We start from the raw sequence: 15249 nt of genomic DNA on the forward strand, positions 1-15249 counted from the left end.
CTCTGTATCGATTTTTAGTTGAAGACTACCGTTGGTAGGTATAACCTACTATTGGTAGGTTTAGGTTAGGGAGTGTATCCATGCTACAGGATTCTATTTTGCTTATAGGCGGTTATGGCATTGTCGGTCGGTGGACGTCGCAATTCCTGCGCTCTGCTTACCCTGATGTACCGTTACTGATTGGCGGACGCAACCTTGCTAAGGCCCAGGAATGGGCGGCCGAATTGGGCAATGCGCAGGGCTTGAAAGTTGATTTGTCCACTTCTGATCTTGGGCTGGGGGATCGCAGCATCAGTGCTGTTGCTACGCTTTTTATGGATGACCGGGTCGCCGCACTTCGTTTCGCCCAGTCACGCTGTGTGCCGCATATTAGCATTTCACCGGGTATCTTTGAGTTAGGCCCCGAAGTCGCCGCCTATATGCACAACCCAAGCACTGCTCCTGTGGTTCTCGGTACCGAGTGGCTGGTGGGTGCTACCACCGTGCCTACGCTCGAATTTGCCAAGAGGTTCCGCCGTGTCCATAACGTCGTTATTGGCGCACTGCTTGATGAGCGAGATGATTTTGGTCCGGCCGCAGAAGTTGATCTGGAGCGGCAAACGAAAGCGATGCCCGTCGCGCTTGCCCGTCGTGACGGCGTCTTTTACTGGCGCAGAGATGCTGATGCCATGGCCCGTTTCCGTGCTGTGGATGGCACAGAAATGGAAGCGTCTGCGCTATCGCCGAATGATGTTGTCGGCTTGGCGACTGTACTCGATACACCCAATGTGCAATTCAACCTCGCGATTGGAGAGAGCTCCAGTCGCCGTTGCGGCGAGCCGATATCGACCGAGATTATTATCGAACTTGAGGGTGAGGATCATAACGGTCAAGCGCTGTGTACTCGCCATGCCATCGTTCATCCGCAAGGGCAGATGCCTCTGACAGGGCTCGGTGTGGCCCTGGTTCTTGAGAGGCTTACCGGATTGGATGGTAACCCGGCGACGCCACCTGGCCTCTACTTTCCCTACCAACTGCTAGAAACTTCCACCTATTTTGACCGCTTGAAGCAAGCCGGTGGAAGCGTCATGACGCTGGAGGGCTAGCATCGTGGCTCAGAGGGGTTGTCGAGTAGTCGGCAACGACAACGAGTTCTTGGTCATTTTCCAGCGTTGCCAGGGCAATCTGGTAGCAGTCTTCGATATGACGGTTGCCCATCATCTTCATGGCGGTGTAGCTGATACCGCCTGCCACGGCAATGCCTGGTGCCGCTCCTGTATCGTTTTGGCTGCTTCAACGTGTTGTGTCAGGAGCGTTAACACTGCCTCGTTATTGTCAATGTATGGCCAGTAACCCCGCTATTAGGTGACTGACCTCTTGTGCTGACTAGGTGGCTTTTGGGGCGGGCTTGGGTATGGCGCTGCCGGCCCTTGCCAGCCCCGCGGTAAAGGCAAGGCATGCGAAGACCAGCACAGCGTAGTCGGGGGTCAGCCGATCCATCAAAAAACCAAAGAGTGGGGCGCCAGCCGTCTGGCCGATCGCGATGGTCAGGAAGCCAATCATCAGACCTGTGGCAGGCCGGTCGGGCAATGCCGTGACGCCCCATACCAGATAGACACCTGTCACCATGATGTAAGCAGCACCGAATAGCATGCCGCCGACGATTGCCAGTAGGGGAGTGGTGGCGCTGGTACCAACCAAAAGAATGCCTGCTGCCAATGCCCCCAGAAAAAGCCAATGCACCCGGTCGATCCCGAAGCGTGCCACTAACGTGCCTGCGCCTGCGCCCACAATACCGGCAGCGCCGATAGCGATCCAAAGCAGCCCTGCGCCAGTATTGCCCCAGCCAAGTTGCAGCGCGACGAGTTTGCCGCCGAAAGACCAAATAGCAGTGCTGGACGCGCCCATCAGAAAAGCAGCCGCGATCAAGTGCATAACAACGCTGTTAAAGGGTGGTAAGCCTCCCGAGGTCTGGGTCGCTTTGGTGCCGCTGGGTACGCTGAGCGCGGCGACTACTGCCATCACAAAAGCCGCCACTGCAAAACACGCGAACGCTAACCGCCATTGACCTCCCATCAGTAACGCGACCGGCCCGGAAAGCACCACACCGGCACTCGTTCCGGCATTAATGATCGTGTTGGTGGCACTTTGCCGTCCAGGGCGGACGGCGACGGCCACCGCTGCTGCCATGGGCGGCGATGCTAGCCCCGTACTGGAGCCTGCCAGCATGACCGCACTGGCGAGCAATATGGGGGAGGGGGCCATGGCGATGCTTGCCATGCCGACGGTCGCGACCAGCGCCGCCCCGATGGCAACGGCGCGGGCGCCGATCCGTTCGGTCAGGTACGCCGATAAAATGATGGCGACACAGTAGCCCAGAAAAGACCCACCTGAGATAAAGCCACTCAAGGTGGGCGTAAGAGTAAGGTCAGTGTCGATCTGGGGCAGAAAGAGCCCGAAGGCGAAGCGTGCAAAACCATAGCACACCGCAATCAGGCCAAACCCCGCCGCACCGAGGTACACGCTGGGGCTCATGATCGTGCCCGCTTGAGCAGTGCTAATGCGGCTTTGTGTGCCGAGGCTATCGCCTCCGAGCCACGGTAAATCGCGGCCGCGGTGGCGCCTTCGTACAGAATAAGGATCTGCTCGGCGAGTTCTGGCATCTCCTGGCCATCGGTTTCTATCGCGACAATGTCCTGGATCTTCTCATAAAGCCTTGCCTTGTGAGCCAGCACGGCCTCAGTGATTGCCGGCGTGTCGCCGCCGGTTTCGCCGTAAGCGCGCAGAAAAAGGCATCCTCTTGCGCTCTCGCTCCTTATCCATTCTTCCAGCGCGTCGAAGAGCGCATCAACGCTGTCTACTTCGATGAGCGGCAGGAATCGTCGATGGCGCTCTTTGAGCACATCCGTTATTAGCGCCGTTTTACTACCCGCATGCTTGTAGAGCGTTCGGCTCGACATGCCAGCCGCCTTGGTTAGCTTGTCCATCCCGGTGGCGGTAAAGCCGTGCCGGTCGAATAGCTGCTCTGCTGCTGAAATAAGCTTTGTTTTAGTATCCATGTGAGTAGTGTAAAACGATCATTTTACATGCTCAACTCTCACTGAGCTCAAGGGAGGAGGGTGATCCAGCTTCTGGGCACCCTGGCCGTCGCGGTCATTGGTGGGCTGGTCACGTTGATGTTTTTGAGTCTGTTGGTGATTCCCATTGTCTACAGTGGTGTCGATGATATCTTGAACTGGCTGCACCGCTTGATTCCGAACCGGAGCGAGACAATACCGGTTGGGAGTGATTAACATAGAGTTCTAGCAAGGAAGGCGAATAATGCGATCGGAAAAAGACAAGATGCTAGCAGGAGAGCTCTATAACCCTGCTGATCCGGTATTGCGAAAAGAGCATGAGGAAACAAAGCGCAAGGTTTGGCAATACAATCAAGTGTTGGAAACCGATGCTCAGCGCTTGAAAGTGTTAAAAGATTTATTTGGCTCTACGGGGAAGTGCCTTCATGTAGAGCCAAATATTCGACTGGATTATGGATATAATATCCATGTCGGTGAAAACTTCTTTGCCAACTTCGATTGCACCCTGCTGGATGTTTGTGAAATACGATTTGGTGATAACTGCATGCTTGGGCCGAATGTGCAGATTTATACGGCCACGCATCCCTTGGATCCGCGTGAGCGTAATTCGGGCAAAGAGTACGCAAAGCCGATTACGTTTGGAAATAACGTCTGGATTGGTGGCGGCGCCATCATTAACCCAGGAGTAACAGTCGGCAATAATGTTGTCATTGCATCTGGGGCTGTCATTACTAAAGATGTGCCAAATAGTGTTGTAGTAGCCGGCAACCCCGCCAGGATAATCAAAAAAATAGACGTTGATGAGGATTAATTCGCCGATTGCGAGCACTGCTATGCCAGTGGTTGAACCGTGCAGAAAAGTACTGCTGTTTACTCGGGTAGTCTGGCAATGACCTTGATTTCAAAGTCGAATCCCGCCAGCCATGTCACGCCGGCCGCCGTCCAGTTAGGGTAGGGCTTTTCCGGGAATGCGCGTGCCTTGGCTTCCATGATGGTGGTGAATTGGGCTTCGGGATCAGTATGGAAGGTCGTCACGTCGACGATATCTTCGAAGCTTGCGCCCGCTGCTTCCAAGACACTCTTCAGATTGTCGAAAGCGAGCTGTACCTGGGCAGCGAAGTCCGGCTCGGGCGAGCCGTCTTCACGGCTGCCGACCTGGCCCGACACGAACAGGAGGTCGCCAGAGCGAATGGCAGCGGAGTAGGCGTTCTGTTCATAAAGCGCCTGACGGCCTGGGGGGGAAACAACGTCACGTTGAGTCATGTGAATCTCCATCAATAGGTCGAAGCCGACCCTTTATCTACGATGGCGTCACTTTAAGCCGTCAGTAGAGGTGGATAAACGGCGAATTCTGTTCAACATTGTTTGTATATTTCAAACAATCAAAGGTGTTTGGCGCCCTCATGGATCGTTTTAACGCAATGCAGGCTTTTGCTCGGGTCGTGGAGACGGGCAGCTTTACCAAGGCAGCTGAAACACTTCACATGAGCAAAACCAGCGTGACGCAACTCGTGCAACAACTAGAGGCACGGCTACGGGTAAAGCTGCTCAACCGCACCACGCGCAAGGTGAACGTAACGGCTGACGGCGCCGCCTATTACGAGCGCGTTATAAAGCTATTAGCCGATATGGATGATGCTGAAACCAGCCTGTCCAACGCTTCGGTGTTGCCTCGCGGTCGACTAAGGGTGGACGTGCCCAGCCCTTTCGCGCGCATGATCTTGATACCAGCTTTGCCTGCTTTCCACGCTCAATACCCCGATATTCAAATTGATATGGGGGCGAGTGACCGCATGGTGGATCTGATCGGTGAAAGCGTGGACTGTGTGGTGCGCGGCGGAGAACTCACGGATTTATCGTTAGTGGCGCGCCGCGTAGGCGACCTGAAGATCGGTATTTACGCCGCGCCGAGCTATCTGGAAAGCGCTGGTTTGCCTTTGCACCCGCAAGAACTCTCAGCTCCCCCTCACTACATTGTAGGGTTCCGATGGGCCCGTGCCGGGGCGTCTTCTCCCTACGCCATGTACCGCAACGGAGAGCGCGTTACCGTACAAGGGCGCTATGTGATTTCGGTCGATGACGGTAATGCCGGTCTTGCGGCAGGCATAGCGGGGCTCGGCGTAGTGTGGCTTCCTGACTACATGGTCAGTGAGCACGTATCTCGCGGGGAGCTGGTTCGCCTATTTGATGGCTGGCATCTCGACCCAATGCCGATGTACGTCGCTTTTCCACCGAATCGGCACGTAAGCGCCAAGCTGCGCGTGTTTATCGATTGGGTTGTGGAGTTGATGGCTCAGCATGCGCCCATGGTTGATCGACGGGGGCAGTAGCGATACAAGTAGCTAGTTCACTAGCGCTTTACTCTGGTAATTCCATGAACGGACACTTATTTTTTTAGCACGGGAGCGTTCGGGGCTTTATGCATAGACTTAATCTGTGGCCGCTCCACCATGATGCGCCCCAGGCGCTCCAGAGCCAATTCGAGCCGCTCAACCAAGCCTTCCAACAGTACACGGCGGTCAGCGGGCACGTCACCGTAAGCCTCTATTGCCTCTTCCAACTGCTGGCCTGCTTCGCGAATTCCTTGTGGCTGGCACCCGTTGGCGCTCTCTTCAAACCCGCCAGCTAGCGTGTCTAGTAGGTGGCGATGCGCCTCGCGAATTCGCGGGTGCGGTGCATCATCAAGCCGATCACGCAGGCGCAGCGTAGCGGTGCCAACATCCAACCCGGTCAAACCAAGAATAAACAGGTGGCGTTGGTCTTCGGGTAGCATGTCGTCATGCTGCGCCAGTTGCAGAAGCCGATCCGCCATGTGGCCGCTGAAGCGGGTTTCGGCGTCGCGAATCGAGCGCTGGCTTAGCTCATGGATATCGGTGGAAATCGCATTGATTAAACGTCGCCGCCGAAGTCGGGTGCCCAGCCCCGGCAGTAGACGAAAGCCCATTACCACGCAGCTTAGCCCAATCACTACGGCCACCACCCGGTTGGCAAAACTGTCGAACGAGAAATCCATGCCGTTGCCGGGCATGGTTAGCAGAATATTGAAGATAGTGAAGGCTAGGCAGTAGCCCATGGTGGCTAGGTTAGTGGCACCTAATAGTCCTAAGAACAGCGGTGTACCAAACAGCATTGCTAGCATCGGAAAACCGTTGGCCTGGGAGAGCAATACATGGCCGAACAGAAAAGCGCTAGGAATCGCCGCCAGCATACCTTTATAAAACATCATGGTGATGGCGAGGGGATTGTCACGGCTGGCGAAAAAGGCGGAAAACAGTGTGCCCAGCATCATCGCGATCATGGCGCTCTGCCAGGCGGTGACGATCCAGAAAGTCGCCAGTAGCGAAAATACTAGCCCTGAGCGAATGGCGTTAATACCGGCGGCGAGGTGATCGCGGTGCCAGGCCAGTGGCGATGAGCGCAGTTTATGGCTCTCCGGCGAGGCAATCGCCTCCCGGGCATCGAGCATGATCATGGCGTGGCCGATCGATTCACGTAGCCCCAACCGCAGACGTCGATCGAGGGGAGCTAAGCTGGCCTCTTCCTCGCTTTCATGAACCCGGTGGCGTAGCGACTGGAGAGCTTTTCTGGCCTCAATGACCCCTTTGACGTGTTCAGCATCGCGAAAGCCTTTTGCGACCTCGCCCGCGAGTTCGATACTTTGCGGAGCGAGTCGGTCAGCGTGGTCGTGCATCAGTTGGTGCAGCGCCTGCAGGTTGGCGAAAAAGCGCAGCGTGCGGCGGGTTAGTACATGGGCTGCCCGAACTCGGCCGGGGCCTACCGGGCCTTCAAAGCGGGCGGCCTGGCTATCGGTTTCCAGCAGGGTTAACGGCACGAGGCTGCTGCGCAGGGCTTTCTGCATCGCCGGGATATCGTCGCTGGCTTCCAAACGCAGGGCGGCATGCTCGAAGGCTTCGTTGATCACGCTGTCGGCCTGGGTGGCAAGGTGGGCGCCCACATGGGACGGCCAGAGCAGCGAGCTGACCAGCATGGCGCAGATGGCGCCCAGCCCCAGTTCGGTAAGGCGCGCCACGGCGATATCGAAGATCCCAGCGGGCGTGCTACCGCTGGAGATGACCACGATCAGCATGGCCGTTACGGAGGCCATCAGACAGCCGTAGGTGTAGTTATTACGCCACAGCGAGCCCACGTAAGTGCATAGCATAATCCAAGCGGTAAGCACGATAAGCGCAGGTACGCGGGCCTGGGCGAATAGGGCCATGATCGTGATGCCCGCCACGGCGCCAATCAAGGTGCCGCCAAGCTGGCAGATGCCTTTCTCAACCACCATGCCACTCATAGGGCGAATCTGCAGAAATGCCGCCGAGATCAGCGCCCAGTAGGGGCGCTCCAAGTCGAACATAAGCGCGATATAGAGCGCGAGCATCATCGCCAGGGTGGTCTTGATCGCAAACTTGACCGCCGTAGCGTTGGGTGTCAGGTAGGTGCTAACAAACGGCGACATGGCTTACTCAGGCTGCTCGGCAGCGTTTTTAGCAGGGCGGACACGCACGGTTGCGGTCATGCCGACGCTCAGGAGGGTGTCATCAGGAACGTCTTCTAGTGCAATGCGCACCGGAATACGCTGAGCCAGGCGCACCCAGCTAAAGGTGGGCTCCACTTGCGGTAGCAACTGCTGGTTAAGGGTTGTGTTGCTATCGGCAATGCCTCGGCCAATACCCACCACTCGGCCCTCCAGATGGGTGTCGCCGTTCATCAGAATCACATCCACCGGATCGCCCATGTCGATCGACGTCATTTTGGTCTCTTCGAAATAACCCACGACATAGAAGGAATTATCCGCGATTAGCGCCATTACCGGCGTGCCGCGATTAGCGTAAGTGCCAGCGGTAAGGTGGACATTGAGGATATGGCCGCTTACCGGCGCGGTTATTTGGGTGCGCGCTAAATCAAGCTGGGCACTGGCCAGCTCCGCCTGAGCCTGCTGTAAATCGGCGGCGGCAATGCGCGAGTTGATCTGGGCAATCTGCTGGTTTTCTGCGCTAATCGCACGATTGTTGCTCAACTGGTTACGTCGACTCTCCTCGGCGCGGCTTAGCTCCAGGGTTGCCTGGCGATGGTCAACCGTGGCCTGGGCGCTGTCCACCGCCGCTTGGTAACGCGTGTTATCGATCTCAAACAGCGTATCGCCTTGGGCAACATGGTCGGTGTCCACGACTTCAAGTGTGCGTACCCAGCCAGAGACATCGGGGGCAATCGTCACCACTTCCGCATGAACCCGAGCGTCACGAGTCCAGGGGGTATAGAGGTAGTAGTGCCATAGCCATGCACCGGCGGCAACGGCAATGGCGACAATAACGAGGGTGAGCAAAATACGGAGCGAAGGGCGCATCGGCGATTCTCTCAAGGGCTGTCTTAAGGGCTTTGAAGCAAAACAGTAAAAATGAACGTGGTGGCAGCGGTGAGGATGACAAATAATGAAATGTCGAACCACGCCTCGTACCAGAGCGCGTACTCGCCGACCACCCAGTGCAGTAGTGAACGAATGGTCAGCGTAGCCACAAAGCCGATCAGCGCGTAGATCAACAGAGGGCTTAAGTAGATGCCACCGACAGCGATTTCGTGAAGACCCATAACATCCTTAAGTGGCCTGGAAGTAACGACAATGGGAGGCGCTAAATGGGGCTAATGACGTGCCAGACATTTATCCCCTGCCAGTGAAAGTGATTCAGCACCAGTATAGAGAGCGAGAGCATAGTTTGCCTTATAACGGCGAACGAGGTGTAGGTTCGTGTGCGGTGGCCCTGGTTGGGTTCATTCCCAGCCCCGCTCGCGGGTGTGCTAAAGTGCAGCTTCGTTGTTTTCCTTTGTTTATCCTCTGAATAGTTGACTGTTGCCCGTGAGAACAGATAGCCGCCTCTCTCGTATGCTGCATGTGCTGCTGCACATCGCGCGGGAATCCCAACCGATTACTTCAGAGCAGATTGGCGCCATGCTGGGCACCAATGCTGCCGTGGTGCGGCGCACTATGGCGGGCCTTCGTAAGGCGGGCTATGTAAAGTCTGAAAAGGGGCACAACGGCGGCTGGCGCATCGCCTGTGATTTGCACAGCGTAACGCTGCTGGATATACACAACGCCGTAGGCGGACCGCGCATTTTCGCCATCGGCACCGACCGTGATAACCCGGACTGCGCGGTAGAGCAGGTGGTTAATGCGGCGCTTTTTGATGCCATGCGCGAAGCAGAAGCGCTACTGATCGACCGCTTGGGAGCGGTCACGCTGGCGGAACTAGCCACTCAGTTTGACGATATTGCGACGCGCAAAGGCTACCAGCTGCCGACGCCTTAATCTTCACCACCAACCCGATTAGCGTTAATCGGCATTCTCAACATTGCCATTGACCTCTGTACGCTTTTTAATGTATCAATAAAAGATACATGAAATGAGTTTATTCACCATGGGCTTAAAAGACTGGGTGTACACGGAGGAAGGGCAATGAGCTTTGATGCAGTGATTATCGGTGGCAGCTACGCAGGCATGGCGGCAGGGCTACAGCTAGCCCGAGCAAGGCGGAAAATATTACTGATAGATGCGGGACAACCCCGTAACCGTTTTGCTTCTCACTCCCATGGTTTTTTAACCCAGGATGGTGCACCACCCGCAGAGATAGCAGCAGAGGCCCGTAGCCAACTGATGGAGTACCCAACGGTTGAGTGGCGCACGGGGCGGGTGGAGGCAGTAACGGGGACGGCTGATAATTTCTTGGTGGCGCTGGCCGATGGCAGCACCTATCAGGCACGGCGCATTATTCTGGCCGCGGGTGTTACCGATGAGCTTCCAGGCTTACCGGGGCTCGCCGAGCAGTGGGGAAAATGCGTTTTCCACTGCCCGTACTGCCACGGCTATGAGCTGGGCAAAGAGGGTATCGGTGTGCTGGCAACCTCAGAACTCGCGATGCACCATGGTTTGATGCTGCCCGACTGGGGCGCAACCACGCTGTTTGTTAACGATGCCTTTGAACCCACTGCTGAGCAACTGGCTCAGCTTAAGGCGCGCGGTACTCATATCGAATATGGCGCAGCGGCACGGCTAGTCTCCCAAACAGAGATTGGCGTTGAGCTGGTAATGCAGGATGGTCGGGTGTTTCCATTGGTGGGCTTATTTGTCGCGCCGCGCATTCACCTTAGCCCGTTAGCAGCTCAATTGGGATGCGAGCTAGAGGAGTCTCCCATGGGCTGCATTGTTAAAACCGATGCAATGCAGGCCACTTCAATCCCCGGTGTTTTCGCCTGCGGTGATGTAGCCCGCGCCGCAGGGTCGGTCACCTTTGCCGTGGCTGATGGCGCCATGGCCGGGCTTTCTACACACCGGTCGCTGATGTTTGGGTGTTAAGCAAAAGACTGATCTATGTAGAGCCGCCAAGGGGCATGAAGAGTGCCACTTGGCGTGCACTAACTGATCTAGCGCTTCATGCGCATGACGATGATTAGCTGTGTTGCTGCACCTGCAGCGGCAATAACCCCCGCGCCAATGGCTAATGTCGAAACGGGAAGGTGGAAAGCCAGCAAAACGCCCCCGAACGCCGCGCCTATCGCACTGCCTAAATAGAGCGCTGATTCATTGAGTGCGACCGCCAGGTTACCGTCGCCGTGGGCTTGGCGTGCACGAACGAGTTCATTGTTTTGTGGCACTTGAAGCGCCCAGCCCACAGCACCCCAAAGCGCAATTGGAAGTAACGTCAGCAGTGGGTGAACCGACGCCGTGAAAGGTAGAGCAATGAGCGCCAAAAAGAGCAGCAACATAATCGCCAGGGTAATCACAGGGCCGATAAACCTGTCCACCAGAGGCCCAATCAGAAAACTGCCCACGACGCCGCCAATCCCCCACACCCATAAATAGCCGGTAATTGACTGAACAGCACCTGACTCGGTGGCCGCCATAAACGGGGCAATAAAGGTATACATCCCCAAACTGGCCACAGCGCCCAATAAGGAAACCGCCAGAATGGCCATGGCATGAGGGCTTCGCAAAATAGCGAGCTTGCGAACAAGTGAAAGCGTTGGTGCGGATGGAAGAGCAGGTAGTTTTACCTGTAGCCCCGCGTAGGCGATTAACCCAAGTGCTGAAATAAGCCACATCGCTGACTCCCAACCTAAACGCTCTGCTAGCAACAGGCTGATAGGCACCCCCAGTACCGTGCCGCTCGCCATACCGCCCATAATGATGGCAATCGCTTTACCGCGGTGGGCCTCAGCCGTTATGGCGGCTGAGGCGGCAATGCCCATGGCAAGGTAAACCCCTGCGCCAACGCCAGCGACCGCCCGCCATATCGAGAGTGATATAAAACTGTTGGCTAGTGCGCTGGCGATATTTGCCACAATAAAAACGGCTAACGCTAGTAGTAAACCCAGGCGTTGGTGCTTGCCAGGTAGTAGCGCAACGACGACAGGCGAGCCTAAGCCATAGGCTAAGGTGAATGCCGTGACTAACTGAGCAGCCGTGGCCGCAGAGACACTAAAGGCGTCTTCGATGAGGGGAATTAGCCCCGCAGTCACATAAGAGGCCATCCCAAGTGCAAACGCACCCAGTGCCACGAGATATACCGATAGACGAGATTGGTCAGCCATAACGCACTCCAGGCATAAGCATTAGAAAAGAATCCGCCAGCGCTGTTTTGCCAGCGAAGGGCTATTCTGGAGAGGCTTTAAAGGGGGTACAATTTAACTATTTATGCTATTACTAAAAGTGATAAGTTATTCAAGGTAATAAAATGACCGCTCCACGGACGCTGACTCGAACGCGGGAAGACCTAGCTGAGTTTCTACGCATGCACCGAGAGAAAATCGCACCAGAAGAGGTGGGGCTTCCTCGTGGCCGCCGAAGGCGTACGCCGGGGTTAAGGCGTGAAGAAGTCGCCGCTTTAGCAGGCGTGGGGCTGACTTGGTATACTTGGTTGGAGCAGGGTCGCGATATCAGCGTATCGGCCACTTTTCTGGACAATCTATCCAAAGCGCTCAAGCTGGATGCGGCTGAGCGCCGACATCTATTCTTGCTTACCCATCAGCGCTTACCCTCTGAGCTAGGCAAAACCTGGTGCAGCGTGCCGCCGCTGGTTCAAAGGTTGATGGACGACCTGCCTACGCGACCTGCGTATATCCTGAACTTGCGCTGGGATGTGCTGGCGTGGAACAGCGCGGCCAATAAGCTGTTCAACTTCTCTTGCCATGCACCAGAGCGTCGCAACATGCTGTGGTTGTTATTTACCGACCCTGCCATGCGTCAGCGCTTGTCACCCTGGGAAACGCAGGTCAGCCAAATGCTATCCAGTTTTCGCCGCGACTTTGCCCGAGCGGCGCAAGACCCCACCATTGATGAGCTTGTCGAAGAGTTAACCAAGGTCTCGCCTGAGTTTAAGCAGTTGTGGAAAACCCAGGAGGTCAACGCCCCTTGCCAGGGAGTACGTCATCTTCACCTTGAGGAGTTAGGCGAGGTAGCGTTCGAGCACACGACGTTAACCGTTGATGAAGAGCGCCACCTACGGTTGGTTTATTATGCCGTAAAGGAGGCGGATCCTCAGGTCGCTGCTTTTACCCGCTGGGTGAGTGACGACAAAGGCGCGAGGTAACGGTGGAAGTTAAGCGAACGTGGCCACAACGTCGTCTATGAAATGACGTAGTTTCGGCGTCATGCGTTGATCGGCGGCGTAGAGCAGGTGCATTGGTCTTGATGGCCCAGCATAGTCTGGCAAGATGCGTACCAGCCGCCCAGTGGATAACGCCTCCGTCAATGCAGCTTCGTAGCCCAATGTAATGCCGAATCCTTCCAATGCTGCGCGAAGCAGCCCCTTCCAGTCGTTGATTTGTAGCCGCCCGTTCACGGAAGCGTCGAAATTGCAGTTGTCGCGACTGAAGCGCCACTGCCTGCCCAAGGTGCCGAACCAATAGGCGAACCCCAGACACTCATGCTCAACCAGATCCGCAGGCGTCTCCGGCTCTCCATGCTTCGCTAAGTAGGCAGGCGAGGCGCAGGCGATGAGCTGGTAGGGGGCAAGCGGACGTGCCACCAATGTGGTGCTGTCGCTGATGGGCCCGAGGCGAATGACAGCTTCGTAACCTTCCTCGATAGGATCGACCAGACGATCCGACAAGGTGAGGTCGACCTCCACCTCTGGGTACTTACGAAGGTAGCGGGTGACAAGAGGCACCAGGCTTTGACTGCCAAATGTGACGGGCGCGTTGATTCTGAGGCGACCCCGTGGAACGGCCCGGGCCTGTTCCGTCAGCGCTTCGGCCGCCTCGACTTCTGCAAGGATAACCTGACATCGTTCGTGATAGAGATGTCCGATCTCGGTCAGGCTCTGTTTGCGCGTGGTGCGGTGCAAGAGCCGCGACCCAAGCAGCTGCTCCAGGGCCATGATGTGTTTGGAAACCATCTGCGTCGATAGGCCGAATTCTGCGGCGGTGGCTGTGAAAGAGCCAAGATCGGCAACCCTCACAAAAATAGCCATGCTCGTTAACCGATCCAGCATTATCAACTCTCAGTGGATTATTAAGTCAATAAAGACCTGTTTATCACGTTTGAGTAACGCAATAAAGTACTGCTTATCTTAAAACGGTCGGGAGAAAGACATGCGGATTGGGGTTATTGGTGCGGGCTTTATCGGACAAGCCTTTGCACGCCAGGTGATTGCGGCAGGCCATGACGTCATGATCAGCAACTCGCGGGGGCCGCAGACACTCAGCAGCATTCCGCCGAAAATTGGAGCACAAATTGGCACCCTGCATGAAGCCATAGGCTTCGGCGAAATTATACTGATCGCCATTCCTTTTCATCAATATGCCACTCTTCCGGTTGAGCCACTGCGTGACAAGATAGTGCTGGACGCCAATAACTACTATCCAGATCGAGATGGATCGATCCCCGAACTGGATGAGCGCAGGGCGACGACGAGTGGACTGCTGGCGCAGCATTTGACAGGCTCCCGTCTCGTGAAGGCATTCAACGCGATTCTGGCCTCCGATCTGGAGAAGGGTGGGCAGACGCTGCCTTCGGGAAACCGGCGCGCCCTACCGATAGCGGGAGATGACGATGCGGCTAAGGAGAGCGTCGCAAGGTTGGTGCGACAGTTCGGCTTCGACGTTGTCGATGCTGGGTCGCTGGCGGAAAGCTGGCGTTTTGAGCGCGCCAAACCAGCTTACTGTATACCGTTTGATCGGGAGGGGTTGCGTCAGGCGCTTGATGAGGCTCAACGTGACATTGATATGCCGGAAGGATCATGGCGTCGGTAAAAGGCAAATAATGAGAAAATTGGCTGTGTATTGAAATCCAAAGACTGGAGGTGAAAGCAGGCGGCTGATCTGGCTCAGGACACCTTCCTTTAGCAAACTTCATGAGCCGCGTAGCGTTCTGACCACCATTGCCCGACGGGTGTGGGTGGACTATGGCAGGAGAGATGATTCTGAGGTTTAAGAGGGAAGAATTGGCCTACTCAAAAGCGCCAAGTAACACCCAGCAAAGGACCGCTCATCGATATATCGATGCGTGTACCCGGTTCGTCTCTATCCACTGCCAAATGGCGATAGCCTGCTGATAAGTGGAGCGCCTTATTGATTTGGTAATTAGCGGTAGCCACTACCTGCCAGGTGCTATCAGAACCAACTCCGAAGCCACCAATATCGGCATGCACTAATGTTGACCACTGGGGGCTCCAGGTGGAACGCAGTCGAGCGGCTAAAATCGGGTCGAGCCAACGTTCGGTCTCGCTTGCACCAACTCCCAGCGCGGGCACATCCACTTCCGCCTCGATCCGCCAAGCGCGAGCGCCCGCCAGTAAATCTAAGTATTGGCTCGAAGTATTGACCACTTGATAACCTGCTGCTGCAGTTAAAGAGCGTTGGCGCAGCTTGCCCTCTATAGCAACGCCAGGAAGCAGCGTGCTCTCGTGGCTAAGCGATGCCCAGGTAATGTCACCAAACAGCACTAGGCGGTCGCGGCGTGCGCTACCAGCCATGAAAAAGGCACCATCAAGATCATCAAGTACATTGTTAAATGAGCGCGATGTACTAATGGTAGGAGCAGTCGCCAGTGGACGCACATCGCCAGCTAAACCCGTCATCCAGACATAAGGGGTAAGCTGGAAACGCCAAGCATCCTCTTGGGCATTGGCATTCGTTGCAAAGCCTATCGCTAAGATGCTGAAGGCAGTGATAAATGGGCGTAATTTGGCTATCACAG

Annotated in this window: 18 protein-coding genes; 8 read left to right on the top strand and 10 right to left on the bottom strand. The window is 55.9% G+C overall.

The annotated features are described in order from the left end of the window. Positions 1-80: 80 nt before the first annotated feature. Positions 81-1085: a hypothetical protein gene (locus tag RO22_RS04310; protein WP_027957236.1), complete on the top strand. Its 1005-nt coding sequence runs from the start codon at positions 81-83 to the stop codon at positions 1083-1085. Here the strand turns inward: RO22_RS04310 and RO22_RS24735 are convergent. The 3 genes from RO22_RS24735 to RO22_RS04320 all read right to left on the bottom strand — a co-directional run bounded on the left by RO22_RS24735 (position 1066) and on the right by RO22_RS04320 (position 3038). Then, entirely contained in the window at positions 1066-1233 is a 168-nt protein-coding gene (locus tag RO22_RS24735) for a hypothetical protein (RefSeq protein WP_155705692.1), read from the bottom strand. The two genes, RO22_RS04310 and RO22_RS24735, sit on opposite strands and share 20 nt — an antisense overlap. A 132-nt stretch (positions 1234-1365) precedes the next feature. Beyond that, the gene (locus RO22_RS04315) at positions 1366-2514 is read right to left on the bottom strand and encodes an MFS transporter (protein ID WP_041157699.1); all 1149 of its coding nucleotides are present in this window, start codon (positions 2512-2514) and stop codon (positions 1366-1368) included. After that, the gene (locus tag RO22_RS04320; protein ID WP_027957234.1) at positions 2511-3038 is read right to left on the bottom strand and encodes a TetR/AcrR family transcriptional regulator; all 528 of its coding nucleotides are present in this window, start codon (positions 3036-3038) and stop codon (positions 2511-2513) included. The genes RO22_RS04315 and RO22_RS04320 overlap by 4 nt, the downstream gene beginning before the upstream one ends. Before the next feature lie 60 nt (positions 3039-3098). Between RO22_RS04320 and RO22_RS24625 the strand changes: the two genes are divergently transcribed. After that, the gene (locus tag RO22_RS24625) at positions 3099-3272 is read left to right on the top strand and encodes a hypothetical protein (protein ID WP_155705694.1); all 174 of its coding nucleotides are present in this window, start codon (positions 3099-3101) and stop codon (positions 3270-3272) included. A 28-nt stretch (positions 3273-3300) separates the two neighbouring features. Next, positions 3301-3867 carry a sugar O-acetyltransferase gene (locus RO22_RS04325; RefSeq protein WP_027957233.1) on the top strand — a complete coding sequence of 189 codons (567 nt, stop codon included), beginning with the start codon at positions 3301-3303 and terminating at the stop codon, positions 3865-3867. 59 nt (positions 3868-3926) lie between these two features. Here RO22_RS04325 and RO22_RS04330 read toward each other — a convergent pair whose 3' ends face one another. Next, complete coding sequence (locus RO22_RS04330; protein WP_027957232.1) at positions 3927-4319, bottom strand: RidA family protein; 393 nt, start codon at positions 4317-4319, stop codon at positions 3927-3929. Between the two features lie 140 nt (positions 4320-4459). Between RO22_RS04330 and RO22_RS04335 the strand changes: the two genes are divergently transcribed. Then, entirely contained in the window at positions 4460-5386 is a 927-nt protein-coding gene (locus tag RO22_RS04335; protein WP_027957231.1) for a LysR family transcriptional regulator, read from the top strand. Positions 5387-5442: 56 nt separating this feature from the next. Here RO22_RS04335 and RO22_RS04340 read toward each other — a convergent pair whose 3' ends face one another. Genes RO22_RS04340 through RO22_RS04350 form a run of 3 tightly spaced genes read right to left on the bottom strand, consistent with a single transcriptional unit; the run spans position 5443 to position 8648 of the window. Further along, a complete protein-coding gene (locus RO22_RS04340) occupies positions 5443-7518 on the bottom strand; it encodes an FUSC family protein (protein WP_052475517.1) in 2076 nt (691 codons plus the stop codon). 3 nt (positions 7519-7521) lie between these two features. Then, a complete protein-coding gene (locus RO22_RS04345; RefSeq protein ID WP_027957230.1) occupies positions 7522-8406 on the bottom strand; it encodes an HlyD family secretion protein in 885 nt (294 codons plus the stop codon). 23 nt (positions 8407-8429) lie between these two features. Beyond that, positions 8430-8648 carry a DUF1656 domain-containing protein gene (locus RO22_RS04350; protein WP_022519635.1) on the bottom strand — a complete coding sequence of 73 codons (219 nt, stop codon included), beginning with the start codon at positions 8646-8648 and terminating at the stop codon, positions 8430-8432. A gap of 265 nt (positions 8649-8913) precedes the next feature. On the opposite strand from RO22_RS04350, the gene RO22_RS04355 reads away from it, so the two are divergent. Both RO22_RS04355 and RO22_RS04360 read left to right on the top strand, forming a co-directional pair. Then, entirely contained in the window at positions 8914-9363 is a 450-nt protein-coding gene (locus tag RO22_RS04355) for an Rrf2 family transcriptional regulator (protein WP_027957229.1), read from the top strand. A 147-nt stretch (positions 9364-9510) separates the two neighbouring features. Then, positions 9511-10407, top strand: a complete 897-nt coding sequence (locus RO22_RS04360) for an NAD(P)/FAD-dependent oxidoreductase (protein WP_027957228.1) — start codon at positions 9511-9513, stop codon at positions 10405-10407. 68 nt (positions 10408-10475) lie between these two features. Here RO22_RS04360 and RO22_RS04365 read toward each other — a convergent pair whose 3' ends face one another. Further along, entirely contained in the window at positions 10476-11642 is a 1167-nt protein-coding gene (locus RO22_RS04365) for an MFS transporter (RefSeq protein WP_009286866.1), read from the bottom strand. Between the two features lie 143 nt (positions 11643-11785). Here RO22_RS04365 and RO22_RS04370 point away from each other — a divergent pair, with 143 nt between their 5' ends. Continuing rightward, entirely contained in the window at positions 11786-12640 is an 855-nt protein-coding gene (locus RO22_RS04370; protein WP_009286867.1) for a helix-turn-helix transcriptional regulator, read from the top strand. Positions 12641-12649: 9 nt separating this feature from the next. Here the strand turns inward: RO22_RS04370 and RO22_RS04375 are convergent, their stop codons facing one another. Further along, positions 12650-13543: a LysR family transcriptional regulator gene (locus RO22_RS04375; protein ID WP_022519631.1), complete on the bottom strand. Its 894-nt coding sequence runs from the start codon at positions 13541-13543 to the stop codon at positions 12650-12652. Positions 13544-13643: 100 nt separating this feature from the next. On the opposite strand from RO22_RS04375, the gene RO22_RS04380 reads away from it, so the two are divergent. Then, positions 13644-14303, top strand: a complete 660-nt coding sequence (locus tag RO22_RS04380; RefSeq protein WP_041157700.1) for an NADPH-dependent F420 reductase — start codon at positions 13644-13646, stop codon at positions 14301-14303. A gap of 200 nt (positions 14304-14503) precedes the next feature. Here RO22_RS04380 and RO22_RS04385 read toward each other — a convergent pair whose 3' ends face one another. Continuing rightward, complete coding sequence (locus RO22_RS04385; protein WP_052475518.1) at positions 14504-15247, bottom strand: hypothetical protein; 744 nt, start codon at positions 15245-15247, stop codon at positions 14504-14506. Positions 15248-15249: the final 2 nt, after the last annotated feature.

The organism is Halomonas sp. KHS3, from assembly GCF_000830495.1.
GTDB classification, from domain to species: domain Bacteria; phylum Pseudomonadota; class Gammaproteobacteria; order Pseudomonadales; family Halomonadaceae; genus Vreelandella; species Vreelandella titanicae.